The 19617-nt window shown below is 75.4% G+C and carries 14 protein-coding genes; 4 read left to right on the top strand and 10 right to left on the bottom strand.

Features of this window, described 5'->3' with window-relative positions; genetic code table 11:
• Window positions 1-12 precede the first annotated feature (12 nt).
• The 4 genes from mfd to ACFYUY_RS15950 all read right to left on the bottom strand — a co-directional run bounded on the left by mfd (window position 13) and on the right by ACFYUY_RS15950 (window position 9793).
• Window positions 13-3642 (bottom strand): transcription-repair coupling factor, encoded by a 3630-nt coding sequence (mfd, locus tag ACFYUY_RS15965; protein WP_387901025.1) that lies wholly within the window; start codon window positions 3640-3642, stop codon window positions 13-15.
• A 719-nt stretch (window positions 3643-4361) separates the two neighbouring features.
• Window positions 4362-5774: a hypothetical protein gene (locus ACFYUY_RS15960; RefSeq protein ID WP_387901022.1), complete on the bottom strand. Its 1413-nt coding sequence runs from the start codon at window positions 5772-5774 to the stop codon at window positions 4362-4364.
• 266 nt (window positions 5775-6040) lie between these two features.
• The gene (locus ACFYUY_RS15955) at window positions 6041-8731 is read right to left on the bottom strand and encodes an SUKH-4 family immunity protein (protein ID WP_387901019.1); all 2691 of its coding nucleotides are present in this window, start codon (window positions 8729-8731) and stop codon (window positions 6041-6043) included.
• Window positions 8732-8791: 60 nt separating this feature from the next.
• Window positions 8792-9793, bottom strand: coding sequence for an SMI1/KNR4 family protein (locus tag ACFYUY_RS15950; protein ID WP_387901016.1), 1002 nt, complete (start codon window positions 9791-9793; stop codon window positions 8792-8794).
• A 706-nt stretch (window positions 9794-10499) separates the two neighbouring features.
• Here ACFYUY_RS15950 and ACFYUY_RS15945 point away from each other — a divergent pair.
• Together ACFYUY_RS15945 and ACFYUY_RS15940 are read left to right on the top strand one after the other, a co-directional pair.
• Complete coding sequence (locus tag ACFYUY_RS15945; protein ID WP_360221388.1) at window positions 10500-10961, top strand: YwqJ-related putative deaminase; 462 nt, start codon at window positions 10500-10502, stop codon at window positions 10959-10961.
• A 43-nt stretch (window positions 10962-11004) separates the two neighbouring features.
• On the top strand, window positions 11005-11553 hold the full coding sequence (locus ACFYUY_RS15940; protein ID WP_387901056.1) for an SUKH-3 domain-containing protein: 549 nt from the start codon (window positions 11005-11007) through the stop codon (window positions 11551-11553).
• 70 nt (window positions 11554-11623) lie between these two features.
• Here the strand turns inward: ACFYUY_RS15940 and ACFYUY_RS15935 are convergent, their stop codons facing one another.
• The gene (locus ACFYUY_RS15935; RefSeq protein WP_360221391.1) at window positions 11624-12892 is read right to left on the bottom strand and encodes a histidine kinase; all 1269 of its coding nucleotides are present in this window, start codon (window positions 12890-12892) and stop codon (window positions 11624-11626) included.
• A gap of 260 nt (window positions 12893-13152) precedes the next feature.
• Between ACFYUY_RS15935 and ppc the strand changes: the two genes are divergently transcribed.
• Window positions 13153-15963, top strand: a complete 2811-nt coding sequence (ppc, locus tag ACFYUY_RS15930) for a phosphoenolpyruvate carboxylase (RefSeq protein WP_387901012.1) — start codon at window positions 13153-13155, stop codon at window positions 15961-15963.
• Between the two features lie 66 nt (window positions 15964-16029).
• Here ppc and ACFYUY_RS15925 read toward each other — a convergent pair whose 3' ends face one another.
• On the bottom strand, window positions 16030-16455 hold the full coding sequence (locus tag ACFYUY_RS15925; RefSeq protein WP_360222390.1) for a hypothetical protein: 426 nt from the start codon (window positions 16453-16455) through the stop codon (window positions 16030-16032).
• A 40-nt stretch (window positions 16456-16495) separates the two neighbouring features.
• Between ACFYUY_RS15925 and ACFYUY_RS15920 the strand changes: the two genes are divergently transcribed.
• Window positions 16496-16795 carry a hypothetical protein gene (locus ACFYUY_RS15920; protein ID WP_387901009.1) on the top strand — a complete coding sequence of 100 codons (300 nt, stop codon included), beginning with the start codon at window positions 16496-16498 and terminating at the stop codon, window positions 16793-16795.
• A 297-nt stretch (window positions 16796-17092) separates the two neighbouring features.
• Here ACFYUY_RS15920 and ACFYUY_RS15915 read toward each other — a convergent pair whose 3' ends face one another.
• The 4 genes from ACFYUY_RS15915 to ACFYUY_RS15900 all read right to left on the bottom strand — a co-directional run bounded on the left by ACFYUY_RS15915 (window position 17093) and on the right by ACFYUY_RS15900 (window position 19536).
• The gene (locus ACFYUY_RS15915; protein ID WP_360222384.1) at window positions 17093-17614 is read right to left on the bottom strand and encodes a SigE family RNA polymerase sigma factor; all 522 of its coding nucleotides are present in this window, start codon (window positions 17612-17614) and stop codon (window positions 17093-17095) included.
• A 187-nt stretch (window positions 17615-17801) separates the two neighbouring features.
• A complete protein-coding gene (locus ACFYUY_RS15910) occupies window positions 17802-18128 on the bottom strand; it encodes a hypothetical protein (protein WP_360222381.1) in 327 nt (108 codons plus the stop codon).
• Window positions 18129-18264: 136 nt separating this feature from the next.
• A complete protein-coding gene (gene pth / locus ACFYUY_RS15905) occupies window positions 18265-18843 on the bottom strand; it encodes an aminoacyl-tRNA hydrolase (protein WP_387901006.1) in 579 nt (192 codons plus the stop codon).
• A 108-nt stretch (window positions 18844-18951) separates the two neighbouring features.
• Entirely contained in the window at window positions 18952-19536 is a 585-nt protein-coding gene (locus tag ACFYUY_RS15900; protein WP_360222375.1) for a 50S ribosomal protein L25/general stress protein Ctc, read from the bottom strand.
• Window positions 19537-19617 lie beyond the last annotated feature (81 nt).

Raw genomic sequence — 19617 nt, 5'->3', positions numbered from 1 at the left:
CGCCGCCGGGCGCTACTTCCTCGAACCCGCCAGGTCGTCGAACATCGCCGACAGGAACTCGCCGCACCAGCCCAGCAGCTCCCGGCCGACCAGCGGCTTGCCGCCGATCCGCCCGGTGCTCGGCCGCGGCACCAGCAGCTGCTGGGCGGCCGCCTTGACCTGGCTGCGCGGGTAGAGCCGGTTCAGCCGCAGCTGCTGGGACTCCCGCAGCTCCACCGGCCCGAACCGGACGTTGGCACCCTGCAGGGTGATGTCCGCGATGCCGCACCGCCGGGCGTACAGCCGCAGCGCCGCGACCATCAGCAGGTTCTCCACGGGATCGGGCAGCTTGCCGTAGCGGTCGGTCAGTTCGTCCCGGACGTGCTGGATGTCCTCCTCGGAGTTGACCGCGGCGATCGAGCGGTACGCCTGCAGCCGCAGCCGCTCGCCGGGCGCGTAGTCGTGCGGCACGTGCGCGTCGACCGGCAGCTCGATCTTCACCTCCAGCGGCTCCTCCTCCGGCTCGCCGCCGTTCGCCAGCGACTCGCGGAACTCGGCCACCGCCTCGCCGACCATCCGCATGTAGAGGTCGAAGCCGACGCCCGCGATGTGCCCGGACTGCTCGCCGCCGAGCAGGTTGCCGGCGCCGCGGATCTCCAGGTCCTTCATCGCGACGTACATGCCGGCGCCCATCTCGGTGTGCTGGGCGATGGTGGCCAGCCGCTCGTGCGCCGTCTCGGTGAGCGGCTTCTCCGGCGGGTACAGCATGTAGGCGTAGCCGCGCTCGCGGCCTCGGCCGACCCGGCCGCGCAGCTGGTGCAGCTGGGAGAGGCCGAAGGTGTCGCCGCGCTCGACGATCAGGGTGTTGGCGTTGGAGATGTCGATGCCGGACTCCACGATCGTGGTCGACACCAGGACGTCGAACTCCTTCTCCCAGAAGTCGACGACGACCTTCTCCAGCTGGGTCTCCCCCATCTGCCCGTGCGCGGTGGCGATCCGCGCCTCGGGCACCAGGTCCTTGAGCCGGGCGGCCGCCTTGTCGATCGACTCCACCCGGTTGTGGATGTAGAAGACCTGGCCCTCGCGCAGGAGTTCGCGCCGGATCGCGGCCGAGATCTGCTTCTCGTCGTACGGGCCGACGAAGGTCAGCACCGGGTGCCGCTCCTCCGGCGGGGTGGTGATGGTGGACATCTCGCGGATGCCGGTGACGGCCATCTCCAGGGTGCGCGGGATCGGCGTCGCGGACATCGTGAGCACGTCCACGTTGGCCCGCAGCTTCTTCAGCTGCTCCTTGTGCTCGACGCCGAACCGCTGCTCCTCGTCGACGATGACCAGGCCGAGGTCCTTGAACCTGGTCTCGGAGGAGAACAGCCGGTGGGTGCCGATGACGACGTCCACCGAGCCCTCGAACAGCCCCTCCAGCACGGCCTTGGCCTCGCCGTCGGTCTGGAATCGGGACAGCGCCCGCACCGTCACGGGGAAGTTGGCGTAACGCTCCGCGAAGGTCGAGAAGTGCTGCTGCACCAGCAGCGTGGTCGGCACCAGCACCGCCACCTGCTTGCCGTCCTGCACCGCCTTGAAGGCCGCCCGCACCGCGATCTCGGTCTTTCCGTAGCCGACGTCGCCGCAGATCAGCCGGTCCATCGGGACGGACTTCTCCATGTCCGCCTTGACCTCGGCGATGGTGGTCAGCTGGTCCGGCGTCTCCGCGTAGGGGAAGGCGTCCTCCAGCTCGCGCTGCCACGGGGTGTCCGGGCCGAAGGTGTGGCCGGGTGCGGCCATCCGGGCCGAGTAGAGCTTGATCAGGTCGGCGGCGATCTCCTTGACCGCCTTCTTCGCCCGCTGCTTGGTCTTCGCCCAGTCCGCGCCGCCCAGCCGGTGCAGCGTCGGGGCCTCGCCGCCGACGTACTTGGTGACCTGGTCGAGCTGGTCGGTCGGCACGAACAGCCGGTCGCCGGGGTGGCCGCGCTTGGCGGGGGCGTACTCCAGCACCAGGTACTCGCGGGTGGCGCCCTGGACGGTCCGCTGCACCATCTCGACGTACCGGCCGACGCCGTGCGCCTCGTGGACGACGTAGTCGCCGGCCACCAGGGCCAGCGGGTCGATCGCGTTGCGGCGGCGGGAGGGCATCCGGCGCATGTCCTTGGTGGAGGACCGCTGGCCGGACAGGTCGGTCTCGGTGATGACGGTGAGCTTGAGGGCCTCGTCGACGAAGCCGTGCTCGATCGAGCCGCAGGAGACGTGGACGACGTCCCGGGTCGGCGCCTCGGCGAGGTCGGCGACCAGCCGGGCCGGGATGCCCTCGTTGCCCAGCACCTCGGCGAGCCGGGAGGCGGGCCCGTGGCCCTCCGTCACCATCACGACCCGCCAGTCGGCGGCCAGCCGCTCCTTGGCGTCGGCGATCGCCCGGGCGGTGTCGCCGCGGTAGGCCTCCACGGCGTGCATGCCGAGGGTCAGCGTGTTGGCGTCGAACTCCAGGATGCCGTCGACCGCCGACTCGCTGGTCGCGAAGGGGCTGACCGACCACCAGGGCAGCCCGATCTCGTCGGCGTGCTCGCGCACCTCGGCGAGCGAGCGCAGCGAGGCGGCGGAGACGTCGATCGCCTCCAGGTCGATCGGCCGGTCCCCGCCGGACGCGGCGGCGACCCAGGAGGCGTGCAGGAACTCCTGGCTGGTCGCCACCAGGTCGGCGGCACGGGTGCGGACCCGCTCCGGGTCGCAGACCACGGTGACCGAGCCGATCGGCAGCACGTCGAGCAGCAGCTCCATGTCGTCGACCAGGACCGGCGCCAGCGACTCCATGCCCTCGACCGCGATGCCCTCGGCGATCTTGTCCAGGATCTCGGCCAGCCCGGGGTGCGCGGCCGACAGCTCGGCGGCCCGCGCCCGCACCTCGTCGGTGAGCAGCAGCTCGCGGCAGGGCGGCGCCCAGAGGCCGTGCTCGGCGATCTCCAGCGAGCGCTGGTCGGCGACCTTGAAGTAGCGGACCTCCTCGACCTCGTCGCCCCAGAACTCCACCCGCAGCGGGTGCTCCTCGGTCGGCGGGAAGACGTCCAGGATGCCGCCGCGGACGGCGAACTCGCCGCGCTTCTCGACCAGTTCGACGCGCGCGTAGGCGGCCGCGGCGAGCCGCCGGGCGACCTCCTCCAGATCGTGCGACTCACTGCGCCGGACGGCCACCGGCTCCAGCTCGGCCAGCCCCTTCACCTGCGGCTGGAGCACCGAGCGGACGGGCGCGACCACCACCTGCACCGGCCCGGCCGCCGGGTCGTCCGCCCGCGGGTGCACGATCCGGCGCAGCACGGCCAACCGGCGGCCGACGGTGTCCGAGCGGGGCGACAGCCGCTCGTGCGGCAGCGTCTCCCAGGCCGGGTACTCGGCGACGGCGTCGGGCGGCAGCAGCGAGCGCAGCGAGGCCGCGAGGTCCTCGGCCTCCCGCCCGGTCGCGGTCACGGCGAGCACCAGACGGCCCCGGTCCCCGGCGGCCCGGCCGGCGAGGGCGCGGGCCAGCGCGGCGATGGCGAACGGCCGGGCCGCGGGCGGTCCGACCAGGTCCAGGTGGCGGCGGCCGCCGGCCGCGGCTCCGGCGGCGGTCGCCGCCTCGATCGCCTCGGCGAGCGCCGCGTCCCGCGCGACGACATCGAGCAGTCCGGTCAGACTCATCTGGGGTCTCTTCTTCGTCCCGTGGCTGGTGCTGCCTCCGGGCGGCGGAGGCCTGCCGGGGCAACGCGAACGGCCCGGCACGCCGAGCGGCCGGGGGTCTCCAGCCTACGCCGCGGCACGGACACGCACGCGGTGTACGACCCGGGCGGGGCCGGGCGGGGACGAACCGCCGCCCCGGCCGCGGCAGGGCCCGCAGGCCGGGCGCCGGAGGGGCCCGCGCGGGCGCCCGGCACCGGCCCGCGGCACGACCGGGGGGCGAGCGCGGCGCGAGCCCGGTGCGACCGCGGACGAACGACCGGACGCGGAGGCCGCCCGGCGGGTGGACGAACCGGCCGGAGCCCGGCTCCGCGATCCGCCACGAGCTGGACATACTCCTGTCACTGGCCGTCCATGGAGATCGCGCACCATGGTGAACGTGCCCGCCGCACCCAACCGTGGGGGATGGCTGTGGCGGCACTGTCGCACCCCCGATGGGGGTCGGAGGTGCGAGGCCGGGCGACCCTGGGTGGGGGCGCCCGCCCAACCGCCGGGAACCGTGGCGCCCTTTCCTGGAGGGCGCCACGGGTCTCGGCCTCACTCTTTCCCGGGCCCTCCCGCGGCGGTGCCCCGGGCCGGCGGACGTCCGTCGCCCGGTGCCGGTGCCGCGGGCGACGGACGGCCTGCGGCCCGCACGGCCGCCGGACGACGCGACCGCCCTGCCGGCCGGTCCGTGCGGCGGGTCAGCGCCGGCGGTAGCTCACCGTGTTCGGAGTCGCGTAGCCGCTGCCGTCGTCCACGATGACGATCTTCGGGATGATCCGGGTCTCGTCCTGCGGCTCCGCGTCGGCTCCCTCGCCCTCCTCCGCGGCGGCGGCCTCCGGCGGCGCGGCCGGCCTCGGCGGCACCGAGGACGGTTCGACCGGCCCGGTCACCACGGCGGCGGGCGCCCGGCCCGCGGAGGACGCGGCGGAGGACGCCGTCGCCGAGGAACCCGCGGGGGAGCCGACCACCGGCATCCGCAGCACCGCCGTCGCCTTCTCCCGCCCGGCTGCTCCGGCCTGCTCCGCGCCGGTCTGCTCCGCGCCGGTCTGCTCCGCGCCGGTCTGCTCCGCGCCGGTCTGCGAGGGCCCGGCCGGCACGACGGCCTTCCGGAGGCCGGCCACCGCGATCTCGCCGGTGTCCGCCTCCGGGTCGACGGGCACCGCGTCGGCGACGGCGTCCGCGACCCCGTCCACCGGTCCGGTCGGCGCGGCGGCCGGCGGCTCGGGCTCGATGGCGCCCACCGCCGCGCCGGTGAGCGAGGCGAGGGTGGCCTTGATGTGGTCGAGGTGCTGCTGGACGGTCTCCAGCCGGTTGTCGAACTCGCGCTGCTCGCGCTCGCTCGCCGCGTTGATCCGCTCCGCCTCCCGGCGGGCCTGCTCGACCAGCTGGTCGGCCTTGGCCTGGGCGTCGGTCTCCAGCTGCTTGATCCGGCCGAGCACCGTCTCCCGGTGCTGCTCGGCCTCCTTGACCCGGCGCTCGGCGGTCGAGGAGACCTCGGCGTCCTCGGCGTCGGCCCTGGCCTGCGCCTGGGCGAAGGTCTCGTCGGCCTTCCGGCGCAGTTCGGCGAGCTTGGCCTCGGCCTGCTCGCCGGCCTCGGCGGCGGCCACCCGCACCTTGGCGGCGTAGGCGGTGGCGGCGTCGCGGGCGGTGCGGCTCTCCCGGTCGGCCTCGGCCCGGATGCCCTCGGCCTCGGCGCGGGTGCGCTCGTCGGTGCGCCGGGCGGCCTGGTCGGCCTCGGCGCGGGTGGTGGCGCTGTACTCCTTGGCGACCCGGTCGAGCTCCTGGCCGGCGTCGTAGACCTCGTCGCGGAGGTCCTCGGCGAAGCGCTCGGCCTTCTCCCGGATGGCGCGCGCCTCGTTGCCGGCCATCGCGGCCAGTCCGGCGGCCTGCTCGCTGAGCACCTCGTAGTCGGGTTCCGGAGCCTCCTCGGCGGCCCGGCGGACGTCGGCCAGTCGGGCCTCCATCTGCCGGATCCCGGCGCCGAGCACGCTGAGCCGCTCCCACGCCTCGTCGCGCTGGGCCGTCAGCGCGGCCAGCGTTCGGTCGACCTGCTCGGGCGCGTAGCCGCGCCGGGCAGCGGTGAAGCCGTGCTGGGGGACGGCGTCGCTCATGGGCTCTTCCCCTCGTGTCGCGGGCTGCGGAGCCCATGATCGGACGGAACGGGCGGATCCGGAACCGGTTCTGCGATCCGGTCCGGATCCGGTCGTCAGGCGGACCGGAATGTGTCGAGGACCGGACGAGTAGACCCATCCTCTTGACCTATTTTGCGCAGATCTGGGCGAAACCCCAACGAGGCAGAGCCGCGGCGGCATGCCGAAGGGGTCGTTCCGGACACCGGAACGACCCCTCCCCACCTGCGAGGATCGGCGACGACCCGCTACAGCAGGCCGTCCCAGAACTGCTCCAGCAGCACGGCCCACCAGGTGTCCGCGGTCTGCAGGGCCGCCGGGTCGATCGCGGCGAGCTGGGCCTGGAAGTCGGTCGTCCAACGACCTGCCTGGTCCGGCGTCAGCCCGTACCGCAGCCGCCACATCCGGCCCAGCAAAGCCATCGAGCGGACGAACTCCGGTACACCACTGTTGACGAACCGGGGCGGCTGCCCGGTTCCGTCGACGTCCACGGCGACCACGTGCGCGGTGCCGTACTGGACGCAGAGCTGGCGGCCGTAGTCGTTGCCGAGCACCAGGTAGCCACCGAAGTCCGGGGCCGCGGGCAGACCGCGTTCGGCGGCCAGCTCGGCGAGCGTCGGGATCGGCCGGCCCTCCTGCGCCTGGGCCCAGAAGAACGGCCCGAAGTCGCGCGGCAGACCGGCCCACATCAGGGACTGCGACACCGGCTCGGGCACGCCCTGGCGGGAGACGGCGCGCTGCTCGTAGCGGAACACGTTCTGGCCGAAGGCCGTCCCGAGTTCCTGGGCGAGCTGCTGCGGCGGGAGCGGCGGCAGCGGCTGGACCGTCCCGGGCGCGGGCAGCGGCACCCGCGACGGGCGGACCCGCTGGGCGCCGGACGCCAGCTGGTGCAGCTCGTCCAGGTGGTCCAGCAGCTCGGCCATGCCGGCCTGCCGGGAGGCGTGGTCACGGCCGTACGCGGCGGTGTGGGTGAGCCGCACGTTCGGCCAGGAGGCGGCGATCATGCGGTTGCAGTAGCCGCCCGGCAGGTCGCAGGACTCCAGCTCGGTGTACAGCTCCAGCACCTGCTCCGGCGGCACGTTCAGCCGCCGCAGGTCCTGCAGGATCTTCCACTCCGGGTGCGGCGTGCCGGGCTCGCTGCGGTGCAGCAGCTTCTGCTCGGAGCCGTCCGGGCCCCGGTAGCTGAGCGCGGCGAAGTAGCCGGGGCCGACCGTCGGAACCCCGGGCGGCACGGCGGTCGCGGACGGGCCGGGCACCGGCGCCGCCGGCGGGACGGCCCCGGCCGGGTTCGGGTAGCCGTAGCCGGCCGCGGGCGCGGCGGGGGCCGCCGGGCCGCCGGGCGGCGGCGGGACGGCGGGACCGCCGGACGGCGGGGTCCCCGGGTCAGCCGGGGCAGCGGCCAGCAGGGCCGGGTCGATCGCACCGGCCAGCTGGGTCGCCTCGTACGCCACGCCGCCCGCGGGGGTGCCCTGCGGGGCCGGGGCGGCCGGCGGGGCCTCCGCACCGCGCAGACCCGCCGGGGGCGGGGGCGGCGGGGCCGAGGCGGCTCCGCGGCCGCCGGGGGCGGCGGCGGGCGCGCCGGCGCCCGGGGTCTGCCGCAGCCCGGCGGGCGGGGGCGGCGGCGGGGCCGAGCCCGGGTTGCGGCCGAGCGAGACGCCGTGCGAGCCGCCCTGGCCCGGGGCACCGCCGCGCAGCGCGGCCGGCGGGGGCGGCGGCGGGGCCGAACCGGGGCCGCGGCCGCCCTGCGGCACCCCGCCCGCCGGGGGCGCGGGCGTCCCGCCGGCCGGGGTGCCGGGGGCCGGGGCACCGGGCAGACCGGCGAGTCCGGGCAGCGAACCGGGCGTGGCGAGCATGGTCGCCGCGTGCTCCACCGGTGCGGCGGGCGCGGCCGGGGCACCGGGCACGCCGCCGGGCGTGGCGAGCATGGTCGCCGCCTGTTCCACGGGCGCGGCCGGGGCGGCCGGGGCACCGGGCAGGCCCAGCAGGCCCGCCATGGCGTCCGGCGACGCGAGCAGCGTCGGAGCCGGCTCGGCGGCGGGCGCGGGCGCCGGCGGCTGCGGCTGCGGCTGCGGCGCGGCGGGCGTGGGCGCCGGGACGGGCGGCACGCCGTAGCCGCCCTCCGGCGGCATCAGCATGGTCGCGGCCTCGGCGCCGGTCGGCACGGGGGCCTCCGGCCGGTCGGAGCCGGTGATCCGCAGCCCCTCGGGCATCAGGACGGTGGCCGCCTCGGCACCGGGCGGCGGCACCGGGGCGCCCGGCGCCGGAGCGGCCGCGGGGGCCTGCGGCGGGGCGGCGGGCTCGTCGTGGCCGGGCGGCGGGGCGAGCATGGTCGGCGCGTCCCCGGCGGGCCGGTCGGAGACCGGCGGCGCGGTCAGCACGGCCGGCACCGGCGGGCCGGCGGGCGTGGCCGGGGCGGGCACCGGCGAGGGTACGGGCGCAGGCACGACGGCGGGTTCGGGTGCGGGCGCCGGCGCGGGTGCGGCGGCGGGTGCCGGGGCACCGGCCGCCCCCAGCCGTTCCGCCTCGGCCGCGATCGCCGCGGCCCCCGCCTCCTGCAGCCACTGCGGCGGGCTGAGCAGGAAGGACGTCGCCTCGACCGGCCCGGGCGCGGGCTTGGCCGCCCCCGCCGGGTTGGCCGCGACCGGCCGCCCGTAGAGCTCCTCGTACTGTCGGACCACCTCGTTGACGGGCAGCGCCGGCCAGAGCGTGCTGGCGCCGGAGTCCCGGGCGATCACCAGCCGCGCCTCACCGGACGACCCGGCCGGTCCGGCCGTGCCGTCCGCCGCACCCGACGGACCGTCCGCCCCCGCGGGCGGCACCGCCCAGCAGACGAAGCCCAGGTCGAACTCGCGGACCCGCACCTCGCGCTGCTGCGCCCGCGGCACCCCGCCGTTGATCCACTCCTCGGCGAGCTCCTGCGCCTGCGCGTACGTCACCACGCCCGGTTCACCCCTGTCCCCATCCTCGTCGTCCCCGCTCGTTCCACCACCGCGACCACGTCAGCCCACCGGGACGGCCCGGGCGAACCCGCCGTCCACCATCAGCTCCGCGACCGTCTCCAGCTCCGGCGGGCTGCCGGCCAGCCGCAGCAGGAAGGCGTCGAAGTCCTCGCCGCAGGGCAGCAGCAGCCGGGCGCAGCGGTCCTCCGGGCTCTCCGCGGCGCCGGTGTCGCGGGCGTCGTCGTACAGGTGGAACCAGACCGAGCCGATCCGGTCCCCGCGGACCTTGAGCGCGATCAGGCCGCCCTGCGCGTAGGCGATGCCCAGGTAGTCCTTGGTGAGGTGGTCGCGCAGGCACTTGTTGGCGTACACGACGTCCTCGGTGCCGTACTCCTCGGTGAGCGTGAGGAACGGCTGGTCGAGCAGCATGCCGAGCTCGGTGTCCAGCGCGACGCCGACCGGGCCGCGGCCGCCGGCCAGCTTGAGGAACGTCCGGTAGGCGCCGGGCAGCCGGTAGCCGAGCCGCTCCTCGGCGTTCTGCACCAGGTCCTCGGGGACGCCGATCGGGTCGCTGCCGTCCTTGGCCAGCGAGAAGTGCACCGGGCGGCGCTCCTGCAGCGGGCGGGTGCCGCGCCGGGTGTGGTCGGCACCGGAGGTGCTCAGTCCGCCGTGGTGCCGCAGCAGCGCCTTGACCTCGACCGGGACGAGCTCCATCCGCCGCCAGCCGGGGGTGGCCCGGCCGACCGCGTGGTGCCAGGTCCAGCCGGGCGGGGTGGCGACGGCGGTGTCCAGGTCGGCCCAGAGCGGGTGGCCCTGGGTGAACAGCGCGGCGTTCGCCGACACGTAGTCGGTCAGCCGCAGCTCGTCCACGCCGAAGCCGTCCGGCGGATCGGCGACCTCGGCCGCGGCGGCCGCGTACGGGCCGAAGTCCGGGTAGCCGTGCTCGTCCACCCTGACCCCGGCGGGGTGCCGCTCGGCCCGGACCGGGTCCGGGAACTGCACCACCTGACCTGCGTACGCCGCGTTCGGTGCGGCGGTGACGCCGGGCCGACCTGTCGTCATCTGGGAGCCCCCACTGGCTGCTGCAAATTCTCGGTGCGCTTGCTGGGCACCAGCCTAGGGCCCGCCGTCAAACCCCCCGCTGGCGGGCGAGGCCGGGGCCTCCGGGCTCCCCGGGCGGGGCGGGCCGGGCGCACGGGGGCCGGGGCGCGCCCTCCACCGACCGACGCGCCCCGGACAGCTTCCGGCGGCGCCCTGACGAGGCGAACCGGCCCGCGGGGTGGACGGGCGGCGGGGTGGACGGCCCGCGGGGTGGACGGCCCGCGGGGTGCACGGGCGGCGGCGCGAGCGCGCCCGGCGGCGCCCCGGCGTCCTGTTCGGGGGCGCTCGCACGCACTGCCGCGCGCCGACGCGGATCGGGTGACGGCCCGCCCGGGCGGCCCCAACGGCCTTTCCGCGCACCGGATCCGGCCCCGGACGCGGCCGGGCACAGCGCCGGCCCGAGCGCCCCCTGGGCCCGCTGCCGGAACGGTACCGGCCGCCGCCGGGGCCGGACGGCGGTTTCGGGAAATCAGCGGACAAGTCGTGATGGTCCCGTGCGGATCCGGCCGCGGTCCGGCGATGATCGGGTGACCACCCGGCCCGTCCCGCACGCCCGTTCGACGACCCCGCACCCCGGTTGTACGGATGTCGGTGTCATTTGACAGGCTTGCCCCGGACCGGCCCCCACCGGTCCTGACGCCAGCGGGAACGAGGAGGAGGACGACGCATGACCACCGGTGAGCCCGCGGGCCCGCCCGTGCTGCGCCACCACCGCGACAGCCTGCTGCCCGCCGTCGCCGCCGCGCTCTCGCTCAAGGGCGGCGAGGTGCACACCCTGGCGGGCGACAAGGCCGACCGGCGGCCGGTGCTGCACCACCTGGTCGGCGGTTTCCTGGACACCCTGCCGGTCGAGGCGCGCGAGCGGTTCACCGGGCGCTGCCCGGAGGCCGTCCTGCTCTCCCAGTACCTGACCGCGGTCGACGGCCGGCGCTCCAAGCGCGCCGCCCGCAAGCCGATGAGCCTTCAGGACGCCCGCAAGGCGCTCAAGGGCTCCCGGATGACGACCGTCCGCATCCGCGAGGAGGGGGATCCGGCGCACGGCACGCACGCCCCGCCGTGCCGCTCCTGCACGCCGATGCTGGAGCACTTCACCGTGCAGAGCGTCGCCGTCGGGCCGCCCGCGCCCTGACCGCGCCCCCGCACGCCCCTGTCCCCGACCCCAGGAGTCCGCCCTGAACCCGCCCAGCCCGCCCCCGCCCCCGCCGGCCACCCTCGCCGCGGGAACCGCCGGGCGGACCCGCCCGCGCTTCCCCGCCGACGTCGCCGCCGAGCTCAAGGCGGCCGGCTGGCACCCCGGCCGCTGGCAGATCCAGCAGGCCGAGGAGTGGGCCGACGCCCTGGTCGGGCACGGCGGGCCGGCCGGCCCGCGGCACGCGGTGTTCCCGGCGGCGGTGGAGGCCTGGGCCGAGTTCGGCGGCCTCGCCTTCGACCTGTCCGGCCCGGGCCGCCAGCTGGCCCGCACCCCGTTCCTGATCGACCCGCTGCGCGGGCTGCACCAGCCGCGGACCCTGCTCGACCTCGGCCGCGCCCTGGGGGCCCAACTGGCCCCGCTCGGCGAGGAGGCCCACGGACAGGCGCTGCTGGCCGTCGACGAGGAGGGCCGGGTCTACAGCCTGGACCACACCGGCGAGTGGTTCCTCGGCCACGGCATCGACCAGGCGATCACCGCGCTCGTGCTCGGCACCGCCCCGGAACGACTGCGCACCGCCGACGAGGTCTAGAGCGCGGCTTGGCCGCGTCCGGCGCACCTTCCGCGCAACGCCCGCCGGGGAGAGGCGGTCCGAGCCCCCGTCAGCGCAGCGGCTCGGCCCGGACGGCCAGCCGGGACGGCAGGACCGCCTCCACCCGGAACCCGCCGTCCGCCTCCGGACCGGACGAGAAGGTGCCGCCCAGCGCGATCACCCGCTCCCGCATCCCGACCAGCCCGTTGCCACCGCTGGGCAGCTCCGCCCCGCCCCCGGCACCGCCCGGGCAGGCGTTCACCACGCTGACCCGCACCCCGTTCGGCGCGTAGGCGAGGAGCACCGACACCTGGGCGCCGCCGGCGTGCTTGTGCGCGTTGGTCAGGCCCTCCTGGACGACCCGGTAGGCCGTCTGCTCGGCCTCGCCGGTGAACTCCTGACGGCTGCCGCTGACGGTCAGCGTCACCGCCATGCCGGCCGCCCGCGACTGGTCGACCAACCGCGGCAGCCCGGCCAGCGAGTCCGGCTCCGGCGGCCGCTCGTCGTCCATCCGCAGCACGCCGAGGATCTCCCGGAGCTCGTTCAGCGCCTGCCGGCCGACCTCGCCCATCAGCTTGGCGCTCTGCGCCGCCTTCTGCGGGTCCTTGGCCGCGATCCGCTCCAGCGCCCCCGCGTGCACCACCATCAGGGACACCCGGTGCGCCACCACGTCGTGCATCTCCCGGGCGATCCGGGTGCGCTCCTCCAGCCGGGCCCGGCGGGCGCGTTCCTGGGCCTGCTCGGCCAGTAGGTCCAGCTCGGCCTCGAGGCCGTGCGCGCGGTCCTTCAGCGAGTCGATCAGCCGTCGCCGCGCGCCCACGTACAGGCCGGTCACCACCGGCGGGACGGTCAGGCCGACGGCGACCAGGACGGCTATCAGCACCTGCCCCCAGAGCGGCGGCTCCTCCACCACGGCGTCGCCGGGCGTGAGCATCGAGACCATCATCACGGCGACGGCCTCGGCGAAGGCCAGCGCGGACAGCGACACCACCCGCCAGCGGCGCGAGGGCCACTCCCAGGTCTCCGCCAGGGTGTACAGCGACACCACCAGCAGCAGCACGCCGAGCATCCCGGGCATCGCCACCAGGGTCACCAGCACCGGGACGGCCGGCCAGCGGCGGCGCAGCACCAGCGATCCGCCCGCCAGCGCGCCGAGCAGTGCGAGGCCGGCCACGGCCGTGGAGCTCAGGTGCACCCGGGCGGAGAGGAAGGCGATCGTGCTCAGCGCGCACTCCAGCGCCGCGAGCACCGCCAGCCCGATGTCCAGGAGGGCGCTGCGCGGCCGCTTCCACCACCAGAACGACCGGACCGGCGCGCGCTCCCCAGGCGACTTGCTCATGGCCGACAGCCTAAGCGGCAACCCCGTCCCCTCCCCACCGGGATTCTCCCCGACACCCGACCGAGCCCTTCAGTGGTCCAGACCACAGGTCGATTTCGGTGAGACTGTCCGCCATCCGGCCACCTCGCGGACAGCGACCGCCCCGACACCTATGCTGGTCGCGTCGGACAGCGCGGTCCGCACGCGTCACACCCGCCCCACGCGGACGGGACTCCTGACGATGAGCCGTTGCCGAACCCCACCACCTCAGGGAGCCAGCCGTGACCGCTCCGGTCCCCACTCCGGCGGACAGCCCCACCGTCGGCGCCGCCGGCCCAGTCGCCGACAACTCGGCCCTGCGTGCGGACATCCGCCGCCTCGGCGACCTGCTCGGCGAGACGCTGGTCCGCCAGGAGGGCCCCCAGCTGCTGGGCCTGGTCGAACAGGTCCGCCTGCTCAGCCGCACCGACGGCGAGGCCACCGCCGAACTGCTCTCCGACATCGACCTGGACACCGCGGCCAAGCTGGTCCGCGCGTTCTCCACGTACTTCCACCTCGCCAACGTCACCGAGCAGGTGCACCGCGGCCGCGAGTTCGCCACCCGCCGCGCCCGGGAAGGCTCCCTGCTCGCCCAGACCGCCGACCAGCTCGCCGACGCGGACCCCAAGCACCTCGAGGACACCCTCGCCCACCTCGCGGTCCGCCCGGTCTTCACCGCGCACCCGACCGAGGCCGCCCGCCGCAGCGTCCTCAACAAGCTGCGCCGCATCGGCGAACTCCTCGACCGCATCCACCGCGAGGAGATCGCCGCCGGCCTCTCCCACGCCGACCGCGCCCGCACCACCAGCGCCCGCCGCCAGGCCGACCGCCGGCTCGCCGAGGTCATCGACCTGCTCTGGCAGACCGACGAGCTCCGCATCGCCCGCCCCGAGCCCACCGACGAGGCCCGCAACGCCGTCTACTACCTGGACGAGCTCTACCGCGACGCCGTCCCGGAGGTCCTGGAGGAGCTGCACGAGGAGCTCGGCCGGGTCGGCCTGACCCTGCCCGAGGGCGTCCGCCCGCTCACCTTCGGCACCTGGATCGGCGGCGACCGCGACGGCAACCCCAACGTCACCCCGCAGGTCACCTGGGACGTCCTCAACCTCCAGCACGAGTACGGCATCATGGACGCCCTGGCCGCCGTCGACGACCTGCGCGGCACCCTCTCCACCTCCGAGCGGCTGGCCGGCGCCTCCGTCGAACTGCTCGCCTCGCTCAACGACGACCTGCACCGGCTCCCCGAACTCAGCCCCCGCTACAAGCGGATGAACGCCGAGGAGCCCTACCGGCTGAAGGCCACCTGCGTCCGGCTCAAGCTGGAGAACACCCGCGAGCGCCTCGCCCAGGGCACCCCGCACGTCCAGGGCCGCGACTACCTCGGCACCCGCGAACTCATCACCGACCTGCGGCTCATCCAGGACTCCCTGCGCGCCCACCGCGGCGAACTCATCGCCGACGGCCGGCTCGCCCGCGCGATCCGCACCATCGAGGCCTTCGGCCTGCAGCTCGCCACCATGGACGTCCGCGAGCACGCCGAGGCCCACCACCACGCCCTCGGCCAGCTCTTCGACCGCCTCGGCGAGGAGGCCTGGCGCTACGCGGACATGCCGCGCGAGTACCGGCAGAAGCTGCTCGCCAAGGAGCTCCGCTCGCGCCGTCCGCTCGCCCCCACCCCGGCCCCGCTGGACGCCGCCGGCACCAAGACCCTCGGCGTCTTCAACACCATCCGCGAGGGCTTCGAGCGCTTCGGCGACGAGATCGTCGAGAGCTACATCATCTCGATGTGCCAGGGCGCCGACGACGTCTTCGCCGCCACCGTGCTGGCCCGCGAGGCCGGCCTGGTCGACCTGCACGCCGGCATCGCCAAGATCGGCATCGTGCCGCTGCTGGAGACCACCGAGGAGCTCCAGAAGGCCGACCTCATCCTCGACGAGATGCTGTCGGACCCCTCCTACCGGCTGCTCGTCTCGCTGCGCGGCGACGTCCAGGAGGTCATGCTCGGCTACTCCGACTCCTCCAAGTTCGGCGGCATCACCACCTCCCAGTGGGAGATCCACCGCGCCCAGCGCCGGCTGCGCGACGTCGCCCACCGCTACGGCATCCGGCTGCGCCTCTTCCACGGCCGCGGCGGCACCGTCGGCCGCGGCGGCGGCCCCTCGCACGAGGCCATCCTGGCCCAGCCCTGGGGCACCCTGGAGGGCGAGATCAAGGTCACCGAGCAGGGCGAGGTCATCTCCGACAAGTACCTGCTCCCCTCCCTCGCCCGGGAGAACCTGGAGCTGACCATCTCCGCCACCCTCTCCGCCTCCGCGCTGCACACCGCCCCGCGCCAGGCCCCCGAGGAACTGGCCCGCTGGGACGCCGCGATGGACCAGGTCTCCGAGGCCGCCCACACCGCCTACCGCACCCTGGTCGAGCAGGACGACCTGCCGAAGTACTTCTTCGCGGCCACCCCGGTCGACCAGCTGGCCTCGCTGCACCTGGGCTCCCGCCCGTCCCGCCGCCCCGACTCCGGCGCCGGCCTCGACGGCCTGCGGGCCATCCCGTGGGTCTTCGGCTGGACGCAGTCCCGCCAGATCGTCCCCGGCTGGTTCGGCGTCGGCTCCGGCCTCGCCGCGGCCCGCGCGGCCGGCCTCGGCGACGTGCTCGACGAGATGTACGGCCAGTGGCACTTCTTCCGCAACTTCCTGTCCAACGTCGCCATGACGCTGGCCAAGACCGACCTGCGGATCGCCCGCCACTACGTCGAGCAGCTGGTGCCCGCCGAGCTGCACCACGTCTTCGACCAGATCGTCGCCGAGCACGAGCTCACCCTGCGCGAGGTGCTCCGGCTCACCGGCGAGGGCGAGCTGCTGGAGCACAACCCGGTGCTCAAGCAGACCTTCACCGTCCGCGACGCCTACCTCGACCCGATCTCCTACCTCCAGGTCGCGCTGCTGCGCCGCCAGCGCGAGGAGGTCGCGGCCGGCCGCACCGAGGACCCGCTGCGCGCCCGCGCGCTGCTGCTCACCGTCAACGGCATCGCCGCCGGCCTGCGCAACACCGGCTGACGACGGGCACGACGCAGGGGCCGCCGGCACGGTGCCGGCGGCCCCTGCGTCGTTCCGAACCGCCCGTCAGCCCGTCAGGACGACCTCGGCCACCCGCGAGCCGTACCGGGCGAGGATGTCGGCCCGGGCACTCTCCGGCCGCGCGACGTCCACCCGCACGCCGGCACCGTCGTTGCAGACCTGGGTCGAGACGATCTCCACCCCGCGGTCCTTCCAGTAGCCGGTGCCCTCCTCGGTGATGCGCTGCGCCAGCGCGGACAGCTCCGCCCTGGTGCCGACGGCGTCCCGGAACTCCAGCCGCACCTTCGTCGCGTCCACCCGGGCCCGCGCGGCCCGGTCGAAGTCGCTCCCGGGCTTGCGCATCACGTAGAGCGTGTGGGTGGCCTGGTCGCTGCAGGCGCCGAAGTACTGGTCCCGGTACGGGCCGACGGCCAGCTCCGCGACCGCCCGGGCCGCCTGGAAGAGGTCCGGGTCGATCGGGAAGCCGCCCACCGGCCGGAAGGCCGGCGACGCGTGCCCCGAGGGCTCGGAGGTGACCGTGCCGAAGGTCCAGGTCCGGCCGGTCGGCAACCCGGTGAACGGCATCCCCGAGGACGGCGCCCCGGACGAGGGCGCCCCGGTGGACGGCAGGCCGGACGAGGGCGCACCCGTGAACGGCACCCCGGACGAGGACGCCCCCGTCGAGGGCAGGCCCGTGGACGGCAGGCCCGACGGGAAGCCCGAGGGCCCGCCCGAGGACGCCGACGACCCCGGTGAACCCTGCCCCGCGGGCGGCCGCGGCGGCGTCCAGCCCGGCGTCCGCAGCGAGGTCGGACCGGCCGTGCACCCGTAGATCGGGCCCGCCGCCGCCCAGTCCCCCCCGTCCGCCGCGCCGGTCGCCGCGCCCGACGGGGGCCCGCTCGACGGCCCGCCCACGGGGTGTGCCGCCCCGGCGCCGCCGCCCAGCTGGCTGAGCGCCCCGACCCCCAGCACCACTGCCACCACGGCCGCCGCCCCGCGCAGCGCGGTCAGCCGCCGTGCCCGCCGCCGTCCGGCCTCCCGCAGCCCGGCCAGCGGCGGGATCCCGCCCACCGCCCCGGCCCGTGCCCCGAGCCGGACGACCAGCTCCTCCTCGAACCCGTCCTGCCGCTCAGCCGCCATGCCCCACCATCTCCCTCGCCGGTGCCAGCTCCTCGCGAAGCGCTCTCATCGCCCGCGCCAGGTGCGTCTTCGCCGTGGCCACCGAGCACCCCAGCTCCTGGGCGACCTGCGCCACCGGCAGGTCGACGTAGTAGCGCAGCACCACCACGGCCCGCTGACGCGGCGGCAGCGCCCGCAGCGCCGCCGCGAGGCGTTCGTCCCGCTCGGCCGCCGGCGTGTCCGGGGCGTCCGGCAGCACGGGCGTGAGCACCTCCCGCCGGGTCCGCCGCCAGCGCGACACGTGGGTGCGGACCATCGCCGTCCGGACGTACCCCTCGGCCGCCCCCGGGTCCCGGATCGTCGACCGTTTCGGGTAGACCCGGGCCAGCGCGTCGTGCAGCAGGTCCCGGGCGTCGTGGACGTCCCCGGTGATCAGGTAGGCCCCGCGCAGCAGAGCCTGGTACCGCGCCGAGACGAACTCGTCGAAGTGGTCGGATCCGGTGCCCCCCGGGCGCATCGATTCGCGCTTCATACCCCCAGGACGCCCCCGGCCCCGGAAACGGATGACAGGACGGGCCACCGGACCGGTGACCGGACGGATCACCGGACGGATCACCTGACGGATCACCGGACGACGAAGGGCCGGCGCCCACGGGTGTGGACACCGGCCCGAAGCCGTTCGTTCGTCGCTGCTCGGTCCGTCGCTGCTCGGTCCGTCGCTACTCGGCGGGCTCGCCCGCGCGGCGGCGCTTCAGCCACAGCGCCGCACCGCCGGCCACGACCACCAGGCCGCCGCCGACCGCGAGCAGGCCGGCGTCCGGGCCCATGGACTCGCCGAGCACCGGCGCGAACTGGGCCGCCGCCGGTTCCGGAGTGACGCCCGGGTCCGGTTCCGCCACCGGGTCGGCGTGCGCCAGCTGCGCACCGCCGGACAGCAGCACTCCGGCCGCCCCCAGCGCACCGGCCGTACCGACCCTTCGTCCGAGCTGCTTCAGCCGGACCACCCGGATCCGCCGCAGTCGGCGGACCGGACGCAAACTCCGCATCGAGAACTCCCCAGGACTCGCTCGCGTACCGGTCACCGACGCTATCCGATCCCGCACAGGGTTCTCACACCTAATCAGGTTTGGCCGTCAAGCGTTGTACGACTGTTGCGTACCTCGACGAATCCCCGACCCCCGCTCAGGAGTTGTAGGTGCCCTGGGCCCGCTCCAGCCCCTCGGAGAGCAGTGCCTCCACCGCGTCCGCCGAGCGGTCCACGAACCACTCGAGCTCCTTGCGCTCGGTGGCGGAGAAGTCCTTCAGCACGAAGTCCGCGACGTCCATCCGGCCGGGCGGCCGACCGATCCCGCAGCGCACCCGGTGGTAGTCCGGCCCCAGCGACTTGGTGATCGACTTCAGCCCGTTGTGGCCGTTGTCCCCGCCGCCCAGCTTGAGCCGCAGCGCCGCGTAGTCCACGTCCAGCTCGTCGTGGACGGCGACCAGTGCCGAGGCCGGCACCTTGTAGAAGTCCCGCAGCGCCGTCACCGGCCCGCCGGAGAGGTTCATGAACGACATCGGCTTGGCCAGCACCACCCGCTTGCCCGCCAGCCGCCCCTCGGCCACCTGGGCCCGGCTCTTGTGCGCCTTGAACCTGGCACCGATCCGCTCGGCCAGCAGGTCGACCACCATGAACCCGATGTTGTGCCGGTTCCGGGCGTACTGCTCGCCCGGATTGCCCAGCCCCACCACGAGCCAGGGGCCCTCGTACCCGTCCGTCATTGCTCGCTCCTCGTCCTCGCGCTCGACGTCATCTTCCCGGACGCACCGCTGCCCCGGTCGCTCCGACGGGAGCGACCGGGGCAGCGGTCCGTGCGATCAGCGCGAGGCTCAGGCCTCGGCGCCCTCGGCCTCGGCGGTCTCCTCGGCCGGGGCGGCCTGGGCGGCGATGACCTGCAGCACGACGGCGTCGGCGTCGACGGCCAGGGTGACGCCGGCCGGCAGGGTGATGTCCTTGGCGAGCACCGAGGCGCCGGCCTCGAGGCCGGCGACCGAGACGGTGACCGACTCGGGCAGGTGGGTGGCCTCGGCCTCGATCGGCAGGGCCTGCAGGACGTGCTCGAGCAGGTTGCCGCCGGGGGCCAGCTCGCCCTCGGTGTGGACGGGGATCTCGACGGTGACCTTCTCGCCGCGCTTCACGAGGAGCAGGTCGACGTGCTCGATGGTGCGCTTGATGGCCTCGCGCTGGACGGCCTTGGGGAGGACGTACTCGTCCTTGCCCTCGATCGGGACGACCAGCAGGGCGTTCGGGGTCTTCAGGGCCATCATCAGGTCGTGGCCGGGCAGGTTCAGGTGAACCGGGGCGTGGCCGTGGCCGTAGACGACACCGGGGACGAAGCCGGCACGGCGGGCGCGACGGGCGGCACCCTTGCCGAACTCGGAACGGGTCTCAGCGGCAAGGCGGATCTCGGACACGACTGCACTCCTCGTGAAGACTGGCGCGGGGGTGCAGGCAACGCGAAAAACCGCCGGGACCACACCCTCAGTACGTTCGGG

Source organism: Kitasatospora sp. NPDC004745 (genome assembly GCF_042873275.1).
In the GTDB taxonomy this organism is placed as follows: domain Bacteria; phylum Actinomycetota; class Actinomycetes; order Streptomycetales; family Streptomycetaceae; genus Kitasatospora.
Note: the sequence above shows the minus strand (reverse complement) of the source record. Positions and strands in the feature narration are given on the sequence as shown.